This is a genomic window from Streptomyces sp. NPDC031049 (assembly GCF_055571015.1).
This window is the reverse complement of sequence record NZ_JBVIGC010000020.1, coordinates 76451-97169: the sequence shown is the minus strand read 5'-3', so window position 1 is coordinate 97169 and position 20719 is coordinate 76451. Positions and strand designations below refer to the sequence as shown.

Sequence of the window (20719 nt, the reverse complement as noted above, 5' to 3'; positions counted from 1 at the left end):
GAACGTTTTGGGGCTGGTTGGATGTTGACCCTGGTACGACAGCTCGTCGAGCTAGAGAAGAGGCGACGTGACTACTGTTCTGACTTCCGCGAGCCCGCTGACGGCCGCTGACCGCTGCGACCGTTGCGGCGCCCAGGCCTACCTGCGCGTCGTCCTGCTGAGTGGCGGAGAACTGCTCTTCTGCGCCCACCACGGTCGCAAGTTCGAGCCGGAACTCAAGAAGATCGCCGCTGAGATACAGGACGAGACCGAGCGCCTGACCTCGGTTCCGGCAACCGCCACCGAGGACGAGCGCTGACGAAGCGCGGCGACCCGACCAAGAGCGCCGACACCTCGCGCCCTACGACGAGCCAGCCCGGCACAGGCCGGTGACGCGGGCGGCCGCCTCCCACTCGGAGGCGGCCGCCCGCGTCGTACGCTCGGTTGCTGTTTCCTGCCGCGCCTTCCAGGCGGCACCGGGGTCTGCCGCTGCTTCCCCTGCCGCGCCGGCCCCGGACTCGGCCACCGTGTCCTCCTCAGGTCACGTCGGGAGCCTTCGCCGCTGCTTCCTGCCGTGCGGCGTCGGGCTCGGCCGCTGCACCGTCCCACCCCGCGTCAGAGTCCGCCGCTGAGCCCCGCTGGGCGGCGCCGGACGCCCCCGTGGCGCTTCGGTGGGCGGTGTCCCAGCCCAGCGTCCGCAGGACGGCGGAGACGCGCGTGTAGACCCCCGGGCTGTCCGGCCGCCCACAGCCGCTGCCGAACGACACGATCCCGATCAGCTTCCCCTGGGCCACCAGCGGTCCGCCGCTGTCCCCCTGACAGGCGTCCCGCCCGCCGTCGTCCCGCCCGGCGCAGAGCATGGTGTCGGGGCGGTACTGCCCCTCGTCACCGCCCGGATACGCCCGCGCACAGCGCGGATCCGGCAGCACGCGTACGCGCGCCCCGCGCAGACTGTTGGCGTAGTCGCCGGCCCCCGAGGTGTCCCCCCAGCCGAGCACGACGGCGCCGCCGCCCGGGCGGTAGGCGGGATCGCCGTCGGGTGCCATCCCTATGGCGGAGCCGGCGGGCAGAGCCTCCGAAAGGGTGACGACGGCGAAGTCCCCGGAGTTGCTGACGTCGTCGTGGGCCGGGTTCACCCAGACGTCCCGCACGGGGATCTCGCGTCCCTCGTCGGAGAGCAGATCCGTACGCCCCGCGATGACCTTCAGATCGCGCACCTGGTCGGCCGGCGTGCCCAGCACCTGCTCACCCAGGCAGTGGGCCGCCGTGAGCACGGTGGTCCGGCCGACGGCCACTCCTCCGCAGAACTGCCCCGCCCGCGTACCGCCGAACCGGTCACGGCTGGAGAGCGCCACGGTCCACGGAGTGTCGGAGGCCTCGACGGGGAACCCGCCCACGACGATGCTGTCGGCCGATGCCTCGGCCGCGGACACCAGCGGTATGGCGGTCGCCGCGGCCGCCAGGACAAGCGGCCGGGCCAGCGCCCGAACAGAAGGGCGACGCATGCAGGCTCCTCACTCTGGGCGGTCATGGAAAACCCAGAGTGATCCACTCGGCTCCGGCGCGCACCCGCGCGGCTCCCGTCCGGATACCCCGAAGGCCCGATACCCCGAAGGCCCGGCCCCCGAGGGGGACCGGGCCTTCGTCGTCCGTAAACCTCGACCTAGTCGAGGTAGTCGCGCAGCACCTGCGAACGCGACGGGTGGCGCAGCTTGGACATGGTCTTGGACTCGATCTGGCGGATGCGCTCGCGCGTGACGCCGTACACCTTGCCGATCTCGTCGAGGGTCTTCGGCTGGCCGTCGGTGAGACCGAAGCGCATGGAGACGACGCCCGCCTCGCGCTCGGACAGGGTGTCGAGGACCGAGTGCAGCTGCTCCTGGAGGAGCGTGAAGCTGACCGCGTCCGCCGGGACGACCGCCTCGGAGTCCTCGATGAGGTCACCGAACTCGCTGTCGCCGTCCTCGCCGAGCGGGGTGTGCAGCGAGATGGGCTCGCGGCCGTACTTCTGGACCTCGATGACCTTCTCGGGGGTCATGTCGAGCTCCTTGGCCAGCTCCTCCGGGGTGGGCTCGCGGCCCAGGTCCTGGAGCATCTGGCGCTGCACGCGGGCGAGCTTGTTGATGACCTCGACCATGTGCACCGGGATACGGATGGTGCGGGCCTGGTCGGCCATCGCGCGGGTGATCGCCTGACGGATCCACCAGGTGGCGTACGTGGAGAACTTGTAGCCCTTGGTGTAGTCGAACTTCTCGACCGCGCGGATCAGACCGAGGTTGCCCTCCTGGATCAGGTCCAGGAAGAGCATGCCGCGGCCGGTGTACCTCTTGGCCAGGGAGACCACCAGACGGAGGTTGGCCTCCAGGAGGTGGTTCTTGGCGCGGCGGCCGTCCTCGGCGATGATCTCCAGCTCGCGCTTGAGCTTCGGCGCGAGCTTGTCGGAGTTGGCCAGCTTGTCCTCGGCGAACAGGCCCGCCTCGATCCGCTTGGCCAGCTCGACCTCCTGCTCGGCGTTGAGCAGGGGGACCTTGCCGATCTGCTTGAGGTAGTCCTTGACCGGGTCGGCCGTGGCGCCGGCCGCGGCGACCTGCTGGGCGGGGGCGTCGTCCTCGTCCTCGTCGGACAGCACGAAGCCCGCGTTCTCGGTGCCCTCGGGCTCCTCCGCGACCTTCGGCTCCTCGATCACCTCTTCCTCGAGGAGCTCGGGGGCCTCGTCCTTCTTCGCCGTGGTCTTCTTGGCCGCCGTCTTCTTGGCGGTGGTCTTCTTCGCGGCCGCCTTCTTGGCAGTCGTCTTCTTCGCCGCCGCCTTCTTCTCGACAGGCGCCTCTTCCTCGGCGGCGGGCTCCGGGGCGGGCGTCGCCGGGGTGGCGCCGGGGGTGGCCTTCCGGCCGGCCGTGGTCTTCGCCGCGACCGTCTTGGTGGCGGTGCGCTTGGCGGGACTCTTCGCTGCGACGCTCTTGCGGGTGCGCTTGGGCTCTGCGGCACTGACCATCAGCGTCACACCCTCTTCCTCGAGGATCTGGTTGAGGCTGCGCAGTACGTTCTTCCACTGAGTGGCCGGAATCTGGTCAGCTTCGAAGGCCCGACGCACGTCATCGCCGGCGATCTGCCCCTCAGCCTTTCCCCGCTCAATGAGCGCCATGACAGAGACGGACTCGGCGATCTCCGGCGGGAGCGTACGGGATGTGCTGGCCGACACGAACAACCTCTCGGAACGTTGGAAAACGGCTTCCGGCCCCGTCCACGGCGGACAGGAGCCGACCGCCGGCTTGGGGATGGGCCGACGGCGCGGGCGGGGGCCGGGGAGTTGCACAGCGCCGTGACCGGCGTCCGTATTCCCTCCGCGGCTGTCACCTCTTAGGTCATCGCGTGGTTCCCGCGAGCGTTACGCCCAATCCGCGTGGCCCGAGTCACACCCCGTAAGCGGTCAAATCCATTAAGAAGTGAACGAAAGCGGTCATAGATGGTTTCTACCCGGAGTACCCCGGACATCGACCTTCTCATCACACCGTCGGACCCCGCAGAGCCACCGGGACTCTGCGGGGTCGACGGCGACGGCGACCGGCCGGGACGACCGTAGGAGGGGTCCGGCCTGCCCGGCCCGCGCCGCTGCGGCGGAATCGCGGTCAGTGCTCGCGCGGGGCGGGCACCACGCGTTCCACCTCGGGGTGGACGGTGAGCAGTTGGCGCATGGCCGCCTCGGCCGCCGATCCGTCTCCGGTGGCGAGGGCGTCGACGATCCGGCCGTGCTGCGCCAGCGCGGTGTCGTTCGGCCGTTCACAGCCCGTGACCGGGCCGCCGGAGACCTGAAGGGCGGCGGAGACGATGCCGGAGAGGTGCTCCAGCATGCGGTTGCCGGCGACCTGGATGAGCAGCGTGTGGAACTCGGCGTCGGCCCGCGAGAAGGTGAGCGCGTCGCCCTGCGCCATGGCGTGTCCCATGATCCCGACCATGTCGGCCAGGCGCTGCTGGACGTCCTCCCGGCCGTGGCCGGCGGCGAGGCGAGCGGCGAGCGGCTCGATCGTCCAGCGCAGCTCGCTGAGCTCACGGCGCTGGTCGTCGCGCTGCGGCCCGAAGGCCCGCCACTCGATGATGTCCGGGTCCAGGAGATTCCAGTCGCTGACGGGCCTTACGCGCGTGCCCACGTTCGGACGGGCGCTGACCAGGCCCTTGGCCTCCAGTACGCGCAACGATTCGCGGACGACGGTCCGGGACACCTCGAAACGCTGGCCGATCTCCTCGGGCACCAGCGGGCGGTCGGCACCCAGGTCACCGGAGACGATCATCTGGCCCAGCTGCTGGACGAGTTGCCCGTGCAGTCCGCGTCCGCGGCTGCCCGCGGCACGCCGGCCGACGCGGCCCAGCTCGGGGTCCGCCCCTTCCCAGGCGGGGGACCCGACGCGGTCGACGGCGGGCGCCTCGGCGAAGGGGTAGCGGTCGAGTTCGCCCGGGTTCGCGAGGCCGGAGTCGGCGGAGCGGGCGGCGGTCATCATGGTGTGCGCAAGGGTACTCACGCATCCTTTGTCGGCGCGGTTCCCAACTCCCTTGAGGTCTTTGGTGAAAAGCACACGAAAGGGTGATCGCTCACCCCGTCGCAATTGACGCCTTATCGGAAAGAAATGGGCTTTCCCCGGGGAGTTGCGCACAGGGCCGGACCGGGCGGTCACCGAGCGTGGTCAGCGGGCCCTGCTGCGCACGGTCATGAGGAGATAAGCGCAGAGCAGAGCGGTCAGGGACAACATCAGTGCACTGCCCACGGGTTGGGCGACGAGGTGCAGAACGGCCGCCACATGACGCTCCCCGCCGAACGGCCACTGCGACAGGAACACCTCCCGCAGCCGCATCGGGAACCCGGCGGCGTTCCGCACGGACGGGCCCTCCCAGACCCTTTGTACGAGGGGCACGACGAGGACCGGAACGGCGACCACGGCCGCGAGTCCGGCCGTGGTGGAGCGGAAGACGCCCGCGGCGAGGACACCGGCCCACGCACACCCGACGACGAAGCCGATCCAACCGGCGCTCAGGGACACCCAGTCCTCCGGCACCCGCGCGATCTCCCCTCCGTAGACCAGGTGCAGCACTTCCGCGTCGCAGGCCACGGTGAGGACGGCCAGGAGCAGCGCGGTCACGGCGGAGACGAGGAGTTTTGCGGTAAGCAGTCCCAGCCGGCGGGGCACGGTGCCGCGGTCCGCGGCCAGGGCGGGGTGGCGGAACTCGTCGCCGAAGGCGAGCGCCCCGAGCAGGCCCGCGCCCAGCGCCGCGGGAGGCAGCGGCAGCTCCCTCGGCCACGCGGCGAGCACGCGGTGCTGCGGGGTGTGTCCGATGCGGGCCAGCACCACGGCGGTGACCGCGGACACGACGAGGACGACGGCACCGGTGACGAAGGCGGTGCCGATGCCCACGGCCCGCCGGAACTCGTAGCGCAGGGGCCGCAGGGGGCTGGGGGCGGAGCGGACGGAAATGGGGGGCGGGAGGGCGGAGGGAGGCACCGGCGAGGCGGAACCGCCGGGGCTGAGGGAGGCCGGCCGGGCCGGGGATGGGGCCGGGCGGTCTCCCGGGGGCGGGGCGGGCACTGCTGTTGCCGTTGTTACGTCTGTTGTTACGCCTGTTGTGGCATCTGTTGTTTGTGTTGCCTCCGGTGGTTCCGCGGGCTGCATTGCCGGGGTTGCCGCCGGTGTGGTTACCGGAGTTACTTCGGTGACTGCTGTTGCTGTAGGCGCCGAGGCTGACGGTGTGACTGGAGTTGCCGTTGGGGCTGTCGGCTCGGTGCCGCCGTCGGCGCCCGGTCCCATGTCGCCGATTTCGTCGGCCAGTTGGTGTACGAGGATGCCGTTCCGGAAGGCGGTCTCGCCGACGTGTGCGCACGTACTGCCGTACACGGAGAGCCGGTTGCCGCCCTCGCGGACGATCTCGACGGAACGGCGGGTGCTGCGGGCCTCCTTGGCCAGGAGCGCGGCGAGCCGGGCGGCGTGCGGACTGCGGACGGCGACGCGTGGACGCAGCCGGGTCCGGGAGAAGTCGGCGGCCTCCTGGTCGGCGACGACCTTGCCGCGGTGGAGCGTCACCACGCGGTCCGCGGTGCGGGCCGCTTCCTTGGGATCGGCGGTGGTGAACAGGACGGTGCCGCCCTGGTTCGCGTAGGCCCGCAGTGCGCCGTGCAGCCAGCGGCTCTCGCGGACGGAGAGGTCGCCTGCCGGGTCGTCGAGGACGAGGGTGTGCGGGTCGGCCAGCAGGGCGCAGGCGAGGCCGAGGCGGCGGTCCATGCCGCGCGAGAGGGTGCCGAGGCGTTCCTCGCGCAGGCTCACCAGGCCGACCGCCTCCAGGACTTCATCGGCCCGCCGGACCGGCACGCCGGCCGCCGCGCACAGCATCCTGAGATGGCCGCGGACGGTGCGCGAGGGGTGTCCCGGCACATCGCCGAGCAGCACGCCGATCTCGCGGGACGGATGGGCGATGCGGTGCAGGGGCCGGCCCCGGAAGTAGGTGATGCCACGGCCGCGTTGGAGTTCGAGCATGAGTCTGAGCGCCGTCGTCTTTCCGGTGCCCGAGGCTCCGAGCAGCGCGGTGACGCGGCCCGCGCGCGCCTCGAAGGAGACGTCGTCGACGGCGGGCGGAAGCTCTTTGCGGGGCTTGCTGGTCAGTCCGAAGGCCTGGATCACCCGATGCAAGATAGCGTGGTATGTCGGGTTTTCCGGGCATCGCACTGCCCACCCGGCACGGGGTGGGCGGCTCGGCCGGGCCTTGTCACCGACGGCTTCCGGGACGGTCGTGCGGCCGTCGCCACGGGGCCGGACCGGGGTCGGCGGGGTCGCTGGTCGGGGTCACACCTCGGGGCGCAGCATCGGCGGGTTGAGAAGGGTGGCGCCGCCGGCGCGGAACAGCTGTGCGGGGCGTCCGCCCTGGCGGGTGGTGGTGCCGCCGGTGGGGACGAGGAAACCGGGCGTGCCCGTGACTTTGCGGTGGAAGTTGCGCGGATCGAGCGCCACCCCCCACACCGCCTCGTACACACGGCGCAGCTCGCCGACGGTGAACTCGGGCGGGCAGAAGGCGGTGGCGAGCGAGGAGTACTCGATCTTGGAGCGGGCTCGCTCCACCCCGTCGGCCAGGATCAGGGCGTGGTCGAAGGCGAGGGGCGCCACGGGCTCGCCGTCACGGCCGTAACCGGCCTGTTCCAGCAGCTCCTCGACCGGTGCCCACCGTGCGTTGCTGGCGTCGCCGCCCGCCCGGGGCGCGGGCAGGTCGGGGGCGAGGGCGAGGTGGGCGACGCTGACCACACGCATCCGGGGGTCGCGCTTGGGGTCGCCGTAGGTGGCGAGCTGTTCGAGGTGGGCGCCGTTGTCCTGGGTGGGCGCGGCCGGGTCGTGGACGCTCAGCCCGGTCTCCTCGGCCAGTTCCCGCGCCGCCGCCTGCGCCAGGTCCTCGTCGGCCCGGACGAAGCCGCCGGGGAGGGCCCAGCGGCCCTGGAACGGCGGTTCCCCCCTGCGCACCGCCAGCGCGCACAGGGAACTGCGGCGCACGGTCAGCACGACCAGGTCCACGGTCACGGCGAAGGGCGGAAAGGCTGACGGGTCGTAGGGCATGCGGCGATCATAGTCGTCTGCCTGACGATAAACACGTCCTTCGCCGGTCGCTCGGACGACTGGTCCCCTTCGGTCCGGCATGTGCGTCACCGTCCGCCTCCGGTCGCCGGGGGCCGTGGTGTCGCTCCAGGTCACACCCCCAGTTGCAGTCCGCCGGCGGCCTCCTCGACCATGGCCAGCCCGAGCCGGCTGACCCGCACCGAGAAGGGGGCGCCCGCCACCCGCAGGCCGGTCAGGCCGATCTCGCCCAGCGGGGCGCTGCGCAGCGGGCGCAGGGTGACCGTCCCGGCCGGTGCGTCGGGGCGGATGCCGGCGAGCGTGGTCGGCAGCAGCACGCCGGCCGCCGCTGCCGTGGCGGCGGGGCGGCAGGCCGCGGGGTGCGGCAGCGGCGCGCTGCCGCTCGTCCGCTGCTCCCCCGCGTACATCTCGGGCAGCCGGTGGCCGAGGGCGTCGGCTGCCGCCAGCACACCCCGCAGCAGGGAACCGGCCTCCTTCTCGTACCCGAAGGCGGCGAGACCGGCCACGGCGACGGCCGTCTCGTGCACTCGCACGGCGCCCGAACGGTGACCGAAAGGGTTGTGGCCGGCCTCTTTCGTGCCGAGCGAGCGCAGCCCCCAGCCCGAGTCCAGGGACGGTCCGCCGAGCAGCCGGGCGAGTTGGCCGGTCTGCGCCCTGTCGAGCAGTCCCGGCGCTTGTGTGCCGCCGCCGAGCAGTCCGGTGTCGAGCAGATGGGCCGCCGCGGCGCCCAGGTGCGGCACCAGCCGCCCGCCGAGCGTGCGCCCCGCCGCCGGCCGGCCGCCTGTCGGGTCCTCGATCCAGAAGTCCCGGCGGAACGCCGTCCGCAGCCGCTCCGCCCACTCCCGCAGGGCGGCGGCACCCGGTCTTCCGCAGGCGTCGAGCAGGTCCGCGCCGAGCAGGGCGGCGCGGTGCGCATGGGCCTGGGTCTCGCAGCGGACAGGACCGCCCGGCTGCGGGTCCGGCACGTAGACGCCGTCCCCGGCAGTGGTGCGCAGCCAGGTCAGGCATCGCTCGGCGGCGGGCAGCAGTTCCTCGGTGTCGGACCGGGGCAGGCCCCAGCGGCGGGCCTCGGCCAGCAACGCCGGGAAGAGCAGGGTGGCCTCGGTGCCGGTGCAGCCCGGCGGCAGGTGCGGGCCCGCGTCCCGCAGCGGCCCGGGGATCAGGCCGTACCCCGGCCCGGGACCGAGGAGTTGGGTGCGCGCGACGGCACGTAGCGTGCCCGCGGCGAGACGGGTGCCGAGGGGCAGGGTCATCCGGGCCGCGGCGAGCGCCTCGGCGGGCGCGGGGCCGCATCGCCAGGGGGCTCCGGCCGCGAGATACAGGTCCGCGGGGCGGGCGGGATCGCGCAGCAGCAGGGCTCGCAGGTCCTCGATGCTCGTCCTCAGCAGCGCGGCCACCGCGGGGGTGTCGCCGGTCGCCTCTGCGGCGGCCAGCGGACTCGTCGCCGTGCGGCCCACGGGCCGGACCGGCGGCCCGGCACCAGGGCGCACCCGCAGCTCCACCGCGGCACTGTCGCCCGGGGCCAGGTCGAGTTCCCACCGCAACAGTCCGGCGGCGGCGACCGCATCGGTGGGCGGCGGCTGGGCCGTGACCGCCGAGGCTCCCGCGGGGCAGGACCAGCGGAGGCCCGAGTCGTGGATCCTGGCGGGCAGGTCGCTTCCCGCCCCACCCGCCGCGATCGCGCTCATGTCGGCCAGGTCGGTGCCGAGGGCCAGCTCGACGGGCAGACGGAGCGGCCGAGAGGCCCAGTTGTGGAGCTTGATGTGTTCGACGCCGTCCGCGTGCCGGGTGCGCTCGACCGTGATCTCCGGGTCCGGGCCCGACGGGACCGACACCCGGAGCGTTCCCACGAACCGTGCGCGGTCGGCGCCGGTCATCCGGGCCTGCACCGGGAGCGGTTCACGTCCGGCCACCCGCAGCCGGCACCGGGACAGCAGCCGTCGGCCGGCGTGGTAGAAGCCCTCCAGGCCGTCACCGGTCAGCTGGCCGTGCTCGGTGGAGACCGCCAGTCCCGGAAGGGCGACGCAGATCATCGCGGTGTGGGTGGCGGGCAGGCCGGCGGCGTGCCGGGGCGGGGGTGCCGCGACCCTCCGTGGAGCGGTCGGCGTGGGGTTTCCGGTCCCGGGGCCGCTGCCTGCGGGGCTGCTCGCACCCGCGGCGCGGGGTGGAGTCTGCTGGTGCATGTCTGGGGTTCCTCTGCGCTCGGTGGGCCGGGGCTGGGGCTGGGGACGGTGTTCGGGGGCCGGACGGCGGGGCTGTGTTCGGGCCCTGGGGGGCGGGGCAGGTGGGTGTTCCGGGACGGGTGGGCGTTCCGGCACCGGGCGGGGTGCCCCGGCACGGGGTGGGGTGTTCCGGCACGGGGTGGGGTGTTCCGGCACGGGCTGGGTGTCCCGGAGCTGCGTGGGTGCCGCGAGGCGGGCGGACGGGGAGGGTGCCCCGCCCTGCCGGGCGCTCCGCCACCCAGGTGAACGGACCGGGCCTCGCCCGGGTCACGCTCGACGGCCCCTGCCGGCCGCCGTCCCCTCCCGTCGTCCCTGTTCTTTCGCTCTCGCCTCCTCACTGGGTTCCTTCTGTCCCCTGCTCACTGACCCGGCTGCCGTTCGTCCTCCGAGTACGCCTCCCGTCCGGCCGCGGCGCGCTTCCGAAGGGCGCGCGATCCGGTCGTCCGGGCCGCCGACGCCCGGTCCGGGCGGGGGTGCCCGGTCGGAGTGGGCGGACGTGTCCCGTCCGTGGGCGCGGACCTCGGTGCCCGCGTGCCGCGCCGGTCCGTGACCGCGGAAGCCGCGGAGCGCGCCCGCCGCCGGCGGCCTGGGCGCGGGGGTGCGGTGGGGCCGGGAGGCGCGGGCGCCGTGGGGCCGGGAGGCAGGGGCTCTGCGGGGCCGGGAGGCAGGGGCATGGGCGTCTCGGGGACGGGTTGGCGCTTCCGCCGGGCCGTGGGCTCCTCGGCAGCGGCGGCGGTGCCGGGGCGGCCCCTCTTCGTGCCCGTCCGGGCGCCGCGTTCCGTGCGCAGACAGCGGCGGACGGACTCCGGGTCGAGGCCCTCGTTGCAGGCCTGGTGGAGAAGACGGGCGAAAAGGTAGTCGGGGTCCGCGCCGAGGGCCATCGCCAGTGCCTCCCGGGCCTCCAGTTCGTCGCCGGACGACCAGGCGACCCAGCCCGCGAGGGTGAGCGGCGCAGCGGCGTGCTCGCCGTAGGGCCCGACGCAGCGCCGGGCCAGGGCGCGCCAGAGCCGGAGCGCGGGGCCGGCCTCGTCGCCTTCCATCCATTCGGCCGCGCGGTCACGCGTCGTGCGGTCCTGCAAGCCCAGGATCAGCGTGGCTGCCTCGCCGTCCGTCAGCAGGGTGTCGTCGTGGAGGTCCGACACGGCCGGTCCGGTGACGGGCGGCGCCTGGGCCAGGCGGTGCATGACCCGCTCCGCCAGCTCGAGCGTCTCCCGGGCCACCTCCGGGCGGCCCGCGTCGTCGAGCATCCGGGCGACCAGGGACATACTGGCCGCGTCGAGCGCCACCTCCTGTGCGACGGAGTCGGGACTCTCCCGGGGAAGCAGCCTGGCGTGCAGGTCCCGCAGGGTGCCGCGCACCTGGATGCCGGCGTACGTGGCGGCGGCGGCCAGCACGGAGGTGCCGGGCAGGCCCATGGGGGTCCCTTCGGCCGGACAGCAGGCCTCGTCGTCACAGCAGTAGGACCAGAAGCGGCCGTCCGCGATGCACAGTGCCTCCACCACGGGTACGTCGAGGGCTCCGCATTCGACGCGGAGTTTCTGGGCGAGCGGTCGCAGCCGGCTCATGACCTGCCGGCCGGACTCGCCCGGTGACGGCTCCTGGCAGAGGAAGGCGACCATCTGCTCGGGCCGGGCGCCGCGCCGCTCGCTGCCGGTCACCAGGCCGTGGACCAACTGCCGGGCCGCGGATGCCCAGTCGTCGACGTGGGCCGGGATGCCTAGACGCGCCCGTCCGCCGAAGCGTCCGCGTCCGTCCCGGTCCCGCAGGGCGACCAGGACGATGCTGTCCTCGGGGCGGTATCCGAGCAGGTAGGGCAGGGCGTCGGCCAGTTCGGCCGGGGTGCGCAGGGTGACCTGCGGCTCGTCGGCGGGCTCCTCGCAGGCGGCGCGGGTGGCCCGGGCGGGGTCGGCGCCGCCCGGGATGTCGCCGTTCCCGGAGGATCCAGTGGTTTCGCTGTGGTTCGTCATGGCCCGACGATCTCGCGGATTGCCAACCTCCGCTTGTGCCTGTGGATAAGTCCGATCAGGGACACGTCACGGCGCTGTCCGTCCATGCCGTCCGTCCACAGTCGGGGCACGGGCGCGGGCACGTTGTCAGTGTCTTCCTGTTGTATGGGAGGCATGGAGCACACGAGCAACGCGGACCTCCGGGCGGCCGCCGACGCGGTCCTCGCCCGCCTCGTCGGTGACGACTCCGGGACGGCCCGGCTGCGCGAGGACCAGTGGCGGGCGATCGAGGCGCTGGTCGCCGACCGTCGCCGGGCCCTCGTGGTCCAGCGCACGGGCTGGGGCAAGTCCGCGGTCTACTTCGTCGCCACCGCGCTGCTGCGTGGCCGCGGCGCCGGGCCCACGGTGATCGTCTCCCCGCTGCTCGCGCTGATGCGCAACCAGGTCGAGGCCGCCGCCCGGGCCGGTATCCACGCCCGGACGATCAACTCCTCCAACACAGAGGAGTGGGAGCAGGTCCAGCACGAGATCGCCGCCGGCGCCGTCGACGTCCTCCTGGTCAGTCCCGAGCGGCTGAACAACCCGGACTTCCGCGACCAGGTGCTCCCGAAGCTGGCCGCCGCGACCGGCCTTCTCGTGGTGGACGAGGCCCACTGCATCTCGGACTGGGGCCACGACTTCCGGCCGGACTACCGCCGGCTGCGCACCATGCTCGCCGATCTGCCGCCCGGCGTGCCCGTGCTCGCGACCACCGCCACCGCCAATGCGCGGGTGACCGCCGACGTCGCCGAGCAGCTCGGCACGGGCGGCACCTCGGACGCCCTGGTGCTGCGCGGCCCGCTGGACCGGGAGAGCCTGAGTCTCTCGGTCCTCCGGTTGCCGGACGCCCCGAGCCGGATGGCCTGGCTCGCCGACCACCTGCACGAGCTGCCGGGATCGGGCATCGTCTACACGCTCACCGTGGCCGCCGCCGAGGAGGTCACGGCGTATCTCCGCCGCCGTGGCCACGCCGTCGCCTCCTACACGGGCAGGACCGAGAACGCCGACCGGCAGCAGGCGGAGGAGGATCTGCTCGCGAACCGGGTCAAGGCCCTGGTCGCCACCTCCGCGCTCGGCATGGGCTTCGACAAGCCGGACCTGGGCTTCGTCGTCCACCTCGGCTCGCCCTCCTCCCCCATCGCCTACTACCAGCAGGTGGGCCGGGCCGGACGCGGTGTGGCGCACGCCGAGGTGCTGCTGCTGCCGGGCGCGGAGGACGAGGCGATCTGGGAGTACTTCGCCTCCCTGGCCTTCCCGCCGGAGGATCTGGTGCGCCGCACCCTCGACGTCCTCGCTCACGCGGAGAAGCCCCTGTCGCTGCCGGCCCTGGAGCCCCTGGTCGAGCTGCGCCGTTCCCGGCTGGAGACCATGCTCAAGGTCCTCGATGTCGACGGTGCGGTGCGGCGGGTCAAGGGCGGCTGGACCGCGACCGGGCAGCCGTGGACGTACGACAGGGAGCGCTACGACTGGGTGGCGCGGCAGCGGAAGGCCGAGCAGCAGGCGATGCGTGAGTACGCGTCGACGACGGACTGCCGCATGGAGTTCCTGCAACGCCAGTTGGACGACGAGGGCGCCAAACCGTGCGGGCGCTGCGACAACTGCGCGGGGGCGAGGTTCACCGTGGACACCTCCGCGGACGCCCTGGACGCGGCGCGCGCCGACCTGGGCCGGGCCGGTGTCGAGGTGGAGCCGCGCCGTATGTGGCCGACCGGGCTGCCGGCGATCGGCATCGACCTCAAGGGACGCATCCCGGCGAGTGAGCAGGCCTCGACCGGCAGGGCCCTGGGGCGCCTTTCGGACATCGGCTGGGGCAACCGGCTGCGGCCGATGCTCGCCCCCCACGCCCCGGACGGACCGGTACCGGACGATGTCGCCAAGGCCGTCGTGGACGTGCTGGCCGACTGGGCGAAGGGGCCGGGCGGCTGGGCTCCCGGCGCCGTGGACGGCCGTTCCCGCCCCGTCGGCGTGGTCACCGTCGCCTCGGCCGGCCGGCCGCAGCTCGTCCACTCCCTGGGGGCACGCATCGCCGAGGTCGGCCGGCTACCGCTGCTCGGCACCGTCGCGTACACCGGTGAGGCTCCCCGGGCCTCCCGCAGCAACAGCGCGCAGCGCCTGAAGGCCCTCGACGGGGCGCTGACGGTGCCGCCCGACCTCGCTGCCGCGCTCGCCGAGCGGCAGGGGCCGGTCTTCCTGGTGGACGACTTCACCGAGACCGGCTGGACCCTCGCCGTCGCGGCCCGGCTGCTCCGCCGTGCCGGCGCCCAGGAGGTGCTGCCGCTGGTCCTGGCGGTACAGGGCTGACCACCCCCGGCACTCCCTCCGGCTCGTCGGCTCACCTGCCCGTCCGTCCCGCTGCCCGCCTGACCACGCCGGCGGGACCGGACACCAGGCCGTCGGGACGGAGGACCCGCCCAGGCAGCGAGGCCGAAGGGGCGTGCGCGGTGAGACGGCGAGGACGGCCGGGGAGACGGCCACGGCGGCTCCTGGCGCCGTGGCCGTCTCCCGGCCGTCCCTCGGCAGACCCCTCCAGGCATCGCGCCGACAAGCTCTGGGTAGGGATATAAAGCGCGCATCACCCGATAACGCTCGACGGGCCCAATTGCTCGTTGCCGCAGCCTAATTCGCCAGGAAGAATTGAGGTCCGCTCCCCGCACGGCTCGTCCGTGTTCCGGTTGGGCTTCACTGCGGTGCGCGCTCCCCCGAATCCGACCCCGCCCGCGGTATGGGCGCGTAGCCGAAGGGAGGAACGTGACCTTCGGATTCGCTCCGTCCTCGACTGCGTCACTGTCGCCGACCGCCGCTTCCGCCGGCCGTGTGCTGGAACCCGCGGAGTGGGCCGCCGCCGGGATCCCGCTGCTGCGCAATCCCCGGGAGGTCGTCAGCGGGCTGCACTCCCGGCACCGCCCCGGGCCCGCCACCGCGATCGTGGCCGTCCTCGACCCGGACGAACGACTGCGCGCCAGCGCCTCGTTCACCCGCCGCACGGCTCCCGCGGATGGCTGGATGTTCCGCAACGTGCTGCTCGACCAGCTGCGCCGGGTCATCCCGCACGACCTGCGGCGCCGCACGCCGGTGCGGACCGCCGTGCTGCTCTACTGCCGTGACGGCGACGCCCGTTGGACCGAGGAGGACGGCGCGTGGATGTGGGGCCTGCGGGACGCCTGCACACTCCACGGGCTGCGCTGCGGGGCCTACATCACGCTGACGCGCGACGGTTGGCAGGTTCTCGGGGAGGGCCGTGGCGGCCGTCGCCCCCACTCCGGTTCCGCACCGGAACCGTTCGCCACCGCCGAGGCGCCGCCTCCACCGCCGCGCACCGGCGGTGCCGCGTCGGAGGTTCTGCGCCGCGCGGCAGCCCGCTGAACGCCTCCGGCGACAGCCCGCTGAGCACCTCCGTACGCTGCTGCCGGGCGCTCCGAGCGCCACCGCACCCAGCACCTAGCCCAGCACAGGCAACGGCGGGTCGTCGTCCGCCGCACTCCGCACGGACGCTACGGCGCGGCCCGCGGCCCGCGGCCGGCCAGCACTCCCCGGCGCAGCCGCGTCAGTCGGCACGCCTCCCGGCCGGCGCCTCACCGAGGCACGGCACCACACCGGACGACGCGAGCAACGAAGCCCCTCACCGTGCCGGTGTCCGATGGCCCCACCGTGCCGTGGCCGAAGACCGGCACCGGCCCCGCCCCCGGCATCCGCCGGAGGCGACCGCGTCGGCTCAGACGCCCGCGCCGAGCACCGAGTTGATGCGCTGCGGGTCGCCACAGACGATCAGCAGGGAGCCGGCACGAGCATGGGCCAGGGACAGCGCGGTGGCGGCATCGGCTTCGGAACCGCCGTTGAGCGCGACGACGACCACGGGCCGGGTGCCGGCACGCTCGGCGACGGAGGCGTCCGCATAGAAGACGTCGTCACCCGCGTCGTGCTGGGCCCAGTAGGCGGTCTCGCCGAAGGACAGTTCGTGGGCGGCCCACGGATGCGGCTCGCCGGTGGTCAGCACCAGCACCTCCCCGGGACCACGGCCCGAGTCCAGCAGCAGGTCCACGGCTTCCTCGGCGGCGTCGAGGGCGCCGTCGACCGAGGCCGGGATCAGCTGGATCTGCGGGGTGGCCGAAGCGGCGGCAGCTGCCGGTCCGGGTTTCGAGGCGGCCGGTCCGGGCTGCGGCGCGGAGGGCCCGGGCTTGGGTGCGGCCGCGTCGCGCGGGGTGCGCTGCGCCGGCGGCGCGGGCCGGTTGGGTCCGGGGCGACCGGGACGCGGCGGAGCCGAGGGACGGGGGCCGGGTACGGGGCGGGGGGTCGGCGCGGTGCGGCCGCTGGCCGGAGTGGCGCGGGGACCCTGGGCACTCTCGTGAATCTGAGGCTCCTCGGGAATGAGAGGCATGAGCTGATTTTTATCAAACGTTGGTGCGGCTCGCGTGGGCGGGTGGCACATAAGTGCGAGCGAAACCGTCAGAAATCGAAGCCGAGCTGACCCTCGATTTCCGGAACGCGTTCCTCCGCCCAACTGCGGGCCTTCTTGAGGTGCCGCCACTGGGGCAGCGCATCAAGATACGCCCACGACAACCGGTGGTACGGGGTGGGGCCCCGCTCCGCCAGTGCGGCCTTGTGCACGGGTGACGGATACCCGGCGTTGTCCGCAAAACCGAAGTCTGCATGGTCGACACCCAGTTCGGCCATCATTTTGTCGCGCTGGACCTTGGCGATCACCGACGCCGCCGCGACCGCCACACACGACTGGTCCCCCTTGATCACCGTACGGACCTGCCAAGGGGCCCCGAGATAGTCGTGCTTGCCGTCGAGGATGACCGCGTCGGGACGGACCGGCAGGACCTCCAGGGCACGCACCGCGGCGAGCCGCAGCGCGGCCGTCATCCCCATGTCGTCGATCTCCTCCGGGGAGGCGTGCCCCAGTCCGTAGGAGGTGACCCACGTCCGCAGTTCCTCGGCGAGCTCGGTGCGCCGCTTGACGGTGAGCAGCTTGGAGTCGGTGAGCCCCACCGGGGGGCGACGCAGTCCGGTGACCGCGGCGCAGACGGTGACGGGCCCGGCCCAGGCACCGCGTCCCACCTCGTCGACACCGGCGATGACCTTCGCTCCGGTCGTGGCGCGCAGGGAGCGCTCGACGGTGTGAGTAGGTGGTTCGTACGGCATGGCGCCCATAGCCTACGCCGCCTCCGATTCTCTCCGACACCCCGGTTCCCCCCGGGACACCGGGCCCGTCGCCGGCGCCGCTCAGGAGCCGTCGGGCCGCAGCAGCGGGACCATCAACCGGTCGATCATCTCCTCCAACTCCCGGTCCGTCCATTCACTTCCGCAAATCTTCGAGCGGTACATCATCATCGCCGGGATCGCGTCGAAGACGTATCCGTTCGCGGCGTCGGGACGCACCTCGCCACGCGCTATTCCGCGGGTGATGACCTCGCGAAGCATGCGCATGGTGGGCTCGATGACGCCCTCGACGATCACGGCGTGGAACCGGTCCGCCTGTAGGTTGTCGCACTCGTGAATGACCGACTGAAGGGCGAACCCGGTGCGGGAGTACATCGCGTCCCGCGCCCGGCGGCACAGCACCAGCAGATCCTCGCGCACACTCCCGTGATCGGGCACCGCGTCGAAGCTCGGCAGCCCGGACCGCAGCGCGTCGGCGACGAGGTCCTCCTTGGACGGCCAGCGCCGGTAGACCGCGGCCTTTCCGGTCTGGGCACCGGTCGCGACGCCTTCCATCGTCAGGCCTTTCCAGCCGACGGTGCCGAGCTGCTCCAGCGCGGCGTCGAGGATGGCGCGTTCGAGCACCGCACCACGACGGCGCGAGGCCGACTGAGCGGGGGCGGCCTCCCGGTGCTGCGGGGTGGTCATGAGGCTGTCTCCAGGGAAGGGAGCGGATCTTCTTCGGGGGATCTTCTTCGGGGGATGGACCCGGGCGCGCGACCACAACGGGGGACGGGGACTCGCGGCGCGCGGCGGGACACGCGGCAGGAACACGCGGCGACGGGAAAAAGAGAACGGTTGCGTTCACTGTCTGGTTGTCACTACCTTGGTCAGAACAGTGAACGCGAGCGTTCACTAAGGAACTCGTGGGGGACCCATAGTGACAACCTCTCCAGTGATCCAGGACGACAAGCCGGGTGCGGTTCGCCGGGAGCGGCGCCCCGGCGTCGCACTCGCCGTCATCGCGGCCTGTCAACTCATGGTCGTACTCGACGCGACGATTGTGAACATCGCGCTCCCGCACATTCAAGAAGCGCTCCGGTTCAGCACCACCGACCTCACCTGGGTGGTCAGCGCCTACACCCTCACCTTCGGCGGACTGCTGCTCCTCGGCGGCCGGGCCGGTGACATCCTCGGCCGGCGCCGCGTCTTCATGACCGGCATCCTCATCTTCACCCTCGCCTCCCTGCTCGGCGGATTCGCCCAGGAGCCGTGGCAGTTGCTCGCCGCGCGCGTCCTGCAGGGGATGGGCGGCGCGATCGCCTCGCCCACCGCACTGGCGCTCATCACCACCACGTTCCCCGAGGGACCGGAACGCAACCGGGCCTTCGGTGTCTTCGCCGCGGTCTCCGCGGGCGGTGGCGCGATCGGCCTGCTGGCCGGCGGCATGCTCACCGAGTGGCTCGACTGGCGCTGGGTCCTCTTCGTGAACGTGCCGATCGGCGTGCTGATCGCCGTACTGACCCCGATGTACATCAGTGAGTCCGCACGCCACTCCGGCCGATTCGACATCGCCGGAGCCGTGACCTCGACGGCCGGCATGGCCTTGCTCGTGTACGGCTTCATCCGGGCCGCGGAAGAGGGGTGGGGGGACACTCTGACCATCGGGTCCTTCGGTGCCGCGGCCCTGCTGCTGCTGGCTTTCGTGGCCATCGAGTCCCGGGCCAGGGAGCCGATCACCCCGCTGAGGATGTTCGCCGACCGGAACCGCTCCGGCACGTACGTGATCATGCTGTGCCTGGCCGCGGCGATGTTCGGCATGTTCTTCTACATCGTCCTGTTCGTGCAGAACGTGCTGGGCTACAGCCCGATCCAGGCCGGTCTCGCCTTCCTGCCGGTCACGGTGGTCATCGCCCTCGGTGCGGGGGTGTCGCAGCGCTTCCTGCCGGTGCTCGGCCCCAAGCCCTTCATGCTCGTGGGCTCGGCGCTCGCGGCCGTCGGGCTGGGCTGGCAGGCGCTGATCAGCTCCGACAGCTCCTACGTCGGCGGAGTGCTCGGCCCGATGCTCGTCTTCGGCTTCGGCATGGGCCTGAACTTCGTGACCCTGACGCTCACCGCCGTCTCCGGCGTCGCCCAGCACGAGGCGGGCGCGGCATCCGGGCTGCTCAATACGACGCAGCAGGTGGGCGGCTCGATCGGTCTGGCCATCCTGACGACCGTGTTCGGCACGGCGAGCAGGGAGGAGGGCGAGAAGCAGCTGCCGGACTTCCTGGCCAACGGCTCGCCGGCGGAGAAGGTGGAGTTCGCCCGCACCCACCAGCTGCCGGCGCCATGGGGTCACGACGTGCTGGCGCAGGGCATCTCCGCGGCCTTCATGCCGGCCGCCGCCATGGCCGTGCTCGCCCTGGCCACGGCCTGGTTGGTGATCCGCGTCCGCAAGAGCGACCTGGAGGCTCTCTCCGGCTCCGCCGGTCCGGGCATGGGCTGACGACGGGGCGGCGTCGGCCGGCGGGGCCTCGCCGACAGGTGTCATGAGGACCTGTGGGCGACGACCGCTCCGGCCCCCGCCGGTTCCCCGTGCCCCTTCACCACCCTGAGCCGTCCGGCGTCCGACGTCCGGCCGGAGACGACATCCCCGGGCGCGCGCACTCCTCGTCCCGACCATCCCGACCCCCTGACCTCCGTGACCACCTGCGGGGTGCTTCGTCTCCCCCGCACAGCCGATGTCACGACAACGGGCCGCGGTTACGCAGAGTTCCCACCGAACACGCAGAGTCCATGAGACCCCGGTCCAAGGACACGGCACGGCCGTCAGCCGCCCCCCGCCCGGTGACCGGCCCGGCACTCAGCCCGGCCCCACGCTCGGCCCGGCCCAGTGCTCAGCCCGCCTCGGTCAGCCAGCCCGGCAGCGCTTCCGTCCGCCTCGTCCACTCCGCGGGCGGCGCGCCCGCCTTGTCGGCCGCGACGACTCCGCCCACGATGGCGCAGGTGGTGTCCACGTCCCCGCCGGCCTGGGCGGTCGTCCAGAACGCCTGCTCGTAGTCACCGAGGGCGCGCGCGGCCGACCACAGCGCGAACGGGACCGTGTCGTGCGCCGTCGTACGCCGCCCGCAGCCCAGTACGGCCGCGACCGTGGCCGCGTCGCCGTAGTCGAGCATGTCCCGGGCGCGCCGCAGACCGGCCCCGACCGCGCTCTTCGGTACGAGTTCGATCACCCCGTCGAGGAGCTGCTCGGCGCCGGGCGGTCCGCCGGGCGCGGCGGCCAGGGCGGCGGCAGCGGCGACGGCCATGGCCCCGACGACGGCCTCACGGTGCTGGTGCGTGGGGTAGGCCGAGATCTCGGCCTGGTGGGTCGCCTGCTCCGGATCGTCCGCGTACCAGGCGCCCAGGGGCGCGATGCGCATCGCGGCGCCGTTTCCCCAGGAGCCCTGCCCGTTGAAGAGCGCGGCTGACAGTTCCCGCCAGTCGCCGCCCTCCCGCACCAGCCGCAGGAGCCGGTCGGCCGTGCGGCCGTACGCCCGGTCGGCGTCGTGGTGCTCGGCGAAGGAGTGCGCCAGCGCGTCCTGGTCGATGCGGTGGTGGGCGGCCAGCACGCGGACCACGGAGGACGCCATCTCGGTGTCGTCGGTCCACCGCCAAGGCCCCGGCGGCAGCTCGCGCCGCTTGAGCAGCGGATAGTTCACCGGCACGAAGAACTGCGAGCCCAGCGCGTCGCCCACCGACAGTCCGCGCAGGCTGGCCAGGGCGCGGTCCAGGCGCCCGTCGGGTGAGGAGTGAGCGGTCATCGCCCTGC

Annotated in this window: 15 protein-coding genes; 4 read left to right on the top strand and 11 right to left on the bottom strand. The window is 73.1% G+C overall.

All coding sequences use genetic code 11. The features are described from left to right. Window positions 1–67 precede the first annotated feature (67 nt). Complete coding sequence (locus ACZ45Q_RS28430) at window positions 68–298, top strand: DUF7455 domain-containing protein (RefSeq protein WP_468266453.1); 231 nt, start codon at window positions 68–70, stop codon at window positions 296–298. A gap of 217 nt (window positions 299–515) precedes the next feature. On the opposite strand, the gene ACZ45Q_RS28425 is transcribed toward ACZ45Q_RS28430, so the two are convergent. The 7 genes from ACZ45Q_RS28425 to ACZ45Q_RS28395 form a co-directional block, all read right to left on the bottom strand. Continuing rightward, window positions 516–1484 carry a S1 family peptidase gene (locus ACZ45Q_RS28425; protein WP_468266451.1) on the bottom strand — a complete coding sequence of 323 codons (969 nt, stop codon included), beginning with the start codon at window positions 1482–1484 and terminating at the stop codon, window positions 516–518. Between the two features lie 158 nt (window positions 1485–1642). Beyond that, entirely contained in the window at window positions 1643–3178 is a 1536-nt protein-coding gene (locus tag ACZ45Q_RS28420; protein WP_468266449.1) for an RNA polymerase sigma factor, read from the bottom strand. Between the two features lie 427 nt (window positions 3179–3605). Then, window positions 3606–4493, bottom strand: coding sequence for a FadR/GntR family transcriptional regulator (locus ACZ45Q_RS28415; RefSeq protein ID WP_468266447.1), 888 nt, complete (start codon window positions 4491–4493; stop codon window positions 3606–3608). Window positions 4494–4655: 162 nt separating this feature from the next. Then, window positions 4656–6638, bottom strand: a complete 1983-nt coding sequence (locus ACZ45Q_RS28410) for an ABC transporter ATP-binding protein (RefSeq protein WP_468266445.1) — start codon at window positions 6636–6638, stop codon at window positions 4656–4658. Window positions 6639–6800: 162 nt separating this feature from the next. Next, window positions 6801–7559 (bottom strand): NUDIX hydrolase, encoded by a 759-nt coding sequence (locus ACZ45Q_RS28405; protein ID WP_468266443.1) that lies wholly within the window; start codon window positions 7557–7559, stop codon window positions 6801–6803. Between the two features lie 131 nt (window positions 7560–7690). After that, entirely contained in the window at window positions 7691–9760 is a 2070-nt protein-coding gene (locus ACZ45Q_RS28400) for a glycogen debranching N-terminal domain-containing protein (RefSeq protein ID WP_468266441.1), read from the bottom strand. A gap of 398 nt (window positions 9761–10158) precedes the next feature. Continuing rightward, complete coding sequence (locus ACZ45Q_RS28395; protein WP_468266439.1) at window positions 10159–11766, bottom strand: DUF4192 domain-containing protein; 1608 nt, start codon at window positions 11764–11766, stop codon at window positions 10159–10161. 153 nt (window positions 11767–11919) lie between these two features. Here ACZ45Q_RS28395 and ACZ45Q_RS28390 point away from each other — a divergent pair, with 153 nt between their 5' ends. Together ACZ45Q_RS28390 and ACZ45Q_RS28385 are read left to right on the top strand one after the other, a co-directional pair. Further along, entirely contained in the window at window positions 11920–14085 is a 2166-nt protein-coding gene (locus ACZ45Q_RS28390) for a RecQ family ATP-dependent DNA helicase (RefSeq protein WP_468266437.1), read from the top strand. A gap of 447 nt (window positions 14086–14532) precedes the next feature. After that, on the top strand, window positions 14533–15147 hold the full coding sequence (locus ACZ45Q_RS28385; RefSeq protein ID WP_468266436.1) for a hypothetical protein: 615 nt from the start codon (window positions 14533–14535) through the stop codon (window positions 15145–15147). Between the two features lie 349 nt (window positions 15148–15496). On the opposite strand, the gene ACZ45Q_RS28380 is transcribed toward ACZ45Q_RS28385, so the two are convergent. The 3 genes from ACZ45Q_RS28380 to ACZ45Q_RS28370 all read right to left on the bottom strand — a co-directional run bounded on the left by ACZ45Q_RS28380 (window position 15497) and on the right by ACZ45Q_RS28370 (window position 17634). Beyond that, window positions 15497–16159 (bottom strand): hypothetical protein, encoded by a 663-nt coding sequence (locus ACZ45Q_RS28380; RefSeq protein WP_468266434.1) that lies wholly within the window; start codon window positions 16157–16159, stop codon window positions 15497–15499. A gap of 68 nt (window positions 16160–16227) precedes the next feature. Further along, on the bottom strand, window positions 16228–16929 hold the full coding sequence (locus ACZ45Q_RS28375) for a ribonuclease HII (protein WP_468266432.1): 702 nt from the start codon (window positions 16927–16929) through the stop codon (window positions 16228–16230). Between the two features lie 81 nt (window positions 16930–17010). Next, entirely contained in the window at window positions 17011–17634 is a 624-nt protein-coding gene (locus tag ACZ45Q_RS28370; RefSeq protein ID WP_468266430.1) for a TetR/AcrR family transcriptional regulator, read from the bottom strand. Window positions 17635–17866: 232 nt separating this feature from the next. On the opposite strand from ACZ45Q_RS28370, the gene ACZ45Q_RS28365 reads away from it, so the two are divergent. Next, the gene (locus ACZ45Q_RS28365) at window positions 17867–19414 is read left to right on the top strand and encodes an MFS transporter (RefSeq protein ID WP_468266428.1); all 1548 of its coding nucleotides are present in this window, start codon (window positions 17867–17869) and stop codon (window positions 19412–19414) included. Window positions 19415–19805: 391 nt separating this feature from the next. On the opposite strand, the gene ACZ45Q_RS28360 is transcribed toward ACZ45Q_RS28365, so the two are convergent. Next, a complete protein-coding gene (locus ACZ45Q_RS28360; RefSeq protein WP_468266426.1) occupies window positions 19806–20711 on the bottom strand; it encodes an ADP-ribosylglycohydrolase family protein in 906 nt (301 codons plus the stop codon). Window positions 20712–20719 lie beyond the last annotated feature (8 nt).

Excerpts from the sequence above, each read along its gene's own strand:
- ACZ45Q_RS28405 (WP_468266443.1), bottom strand. The coding sequence starts at position 7,559 with ATGCCCTACGACCCGTCAGCCTTTCCGCCCTTCGCCGTGACCGTGGAC.
- ACZ45Q_RS28425 (WP_468266451.1), bottom strand. The coding sequence starts at position 1,484 with ATGCGTCGCCCTTCTGTTCGGGCGCTGGCCCGGCCGCTTGTCCTGGCG.
- ACZ45Q_RS28400 (WP_468266441.1), bottom strand. The coding sequence starts at position 9,760 with ATGCACCAGCAGACTCCACCCCGCGCCGCGGGTGCGAGCAGCCCCGCA.
- ACZ45Q_RS28370 (WP_468266430.1), bottom strand. The coding sequence starts at position 17,634 with ATGACCACCCCGCAGCACCGGGAGGCCGCCCCCGCTCAGTCGGCCTCG.
- ACZ45Q_RS28380 (WP_468266434.1), bottom strand. The coding sequence starts at position 16,159 with ATGCCTCTCATTCCCGAGGAGCCTCAGATTCACGAGAGTGCCCAGGGT.
- ACZ45Q_RS28390 (WP_468266437.1), top strand. The coding sequence starts at position 11,920 with ATGGAGCACACGAGCAACGCGGACCTCCGGGCGGCCGCCGACGCGGTC.
- ACZ45Q_RS28375 (WP_468266432.1), bottom strand. The coding sequence starts at position 16,929 with ATGCCGTACGAACCACCTACTCACACCGTCGAGCGCTCCCTGCGCGCC.
- ACZ45Q_RS28395 (WP_468266439.1), bottom strand. The coding sequence starts at position 11,766 with ATGACGAACCACAGCGAAACCACTGGATCCTCCGGGAACGGCGACATC.
- ACZ45Q_RS28360 (WP_468266426.1), bottom strand. The coding sequence starts at position 20,711 with ATGACCGCTCACTCCTCACCCGACGGGCGCCTGGACCGCGCCCTGGCC.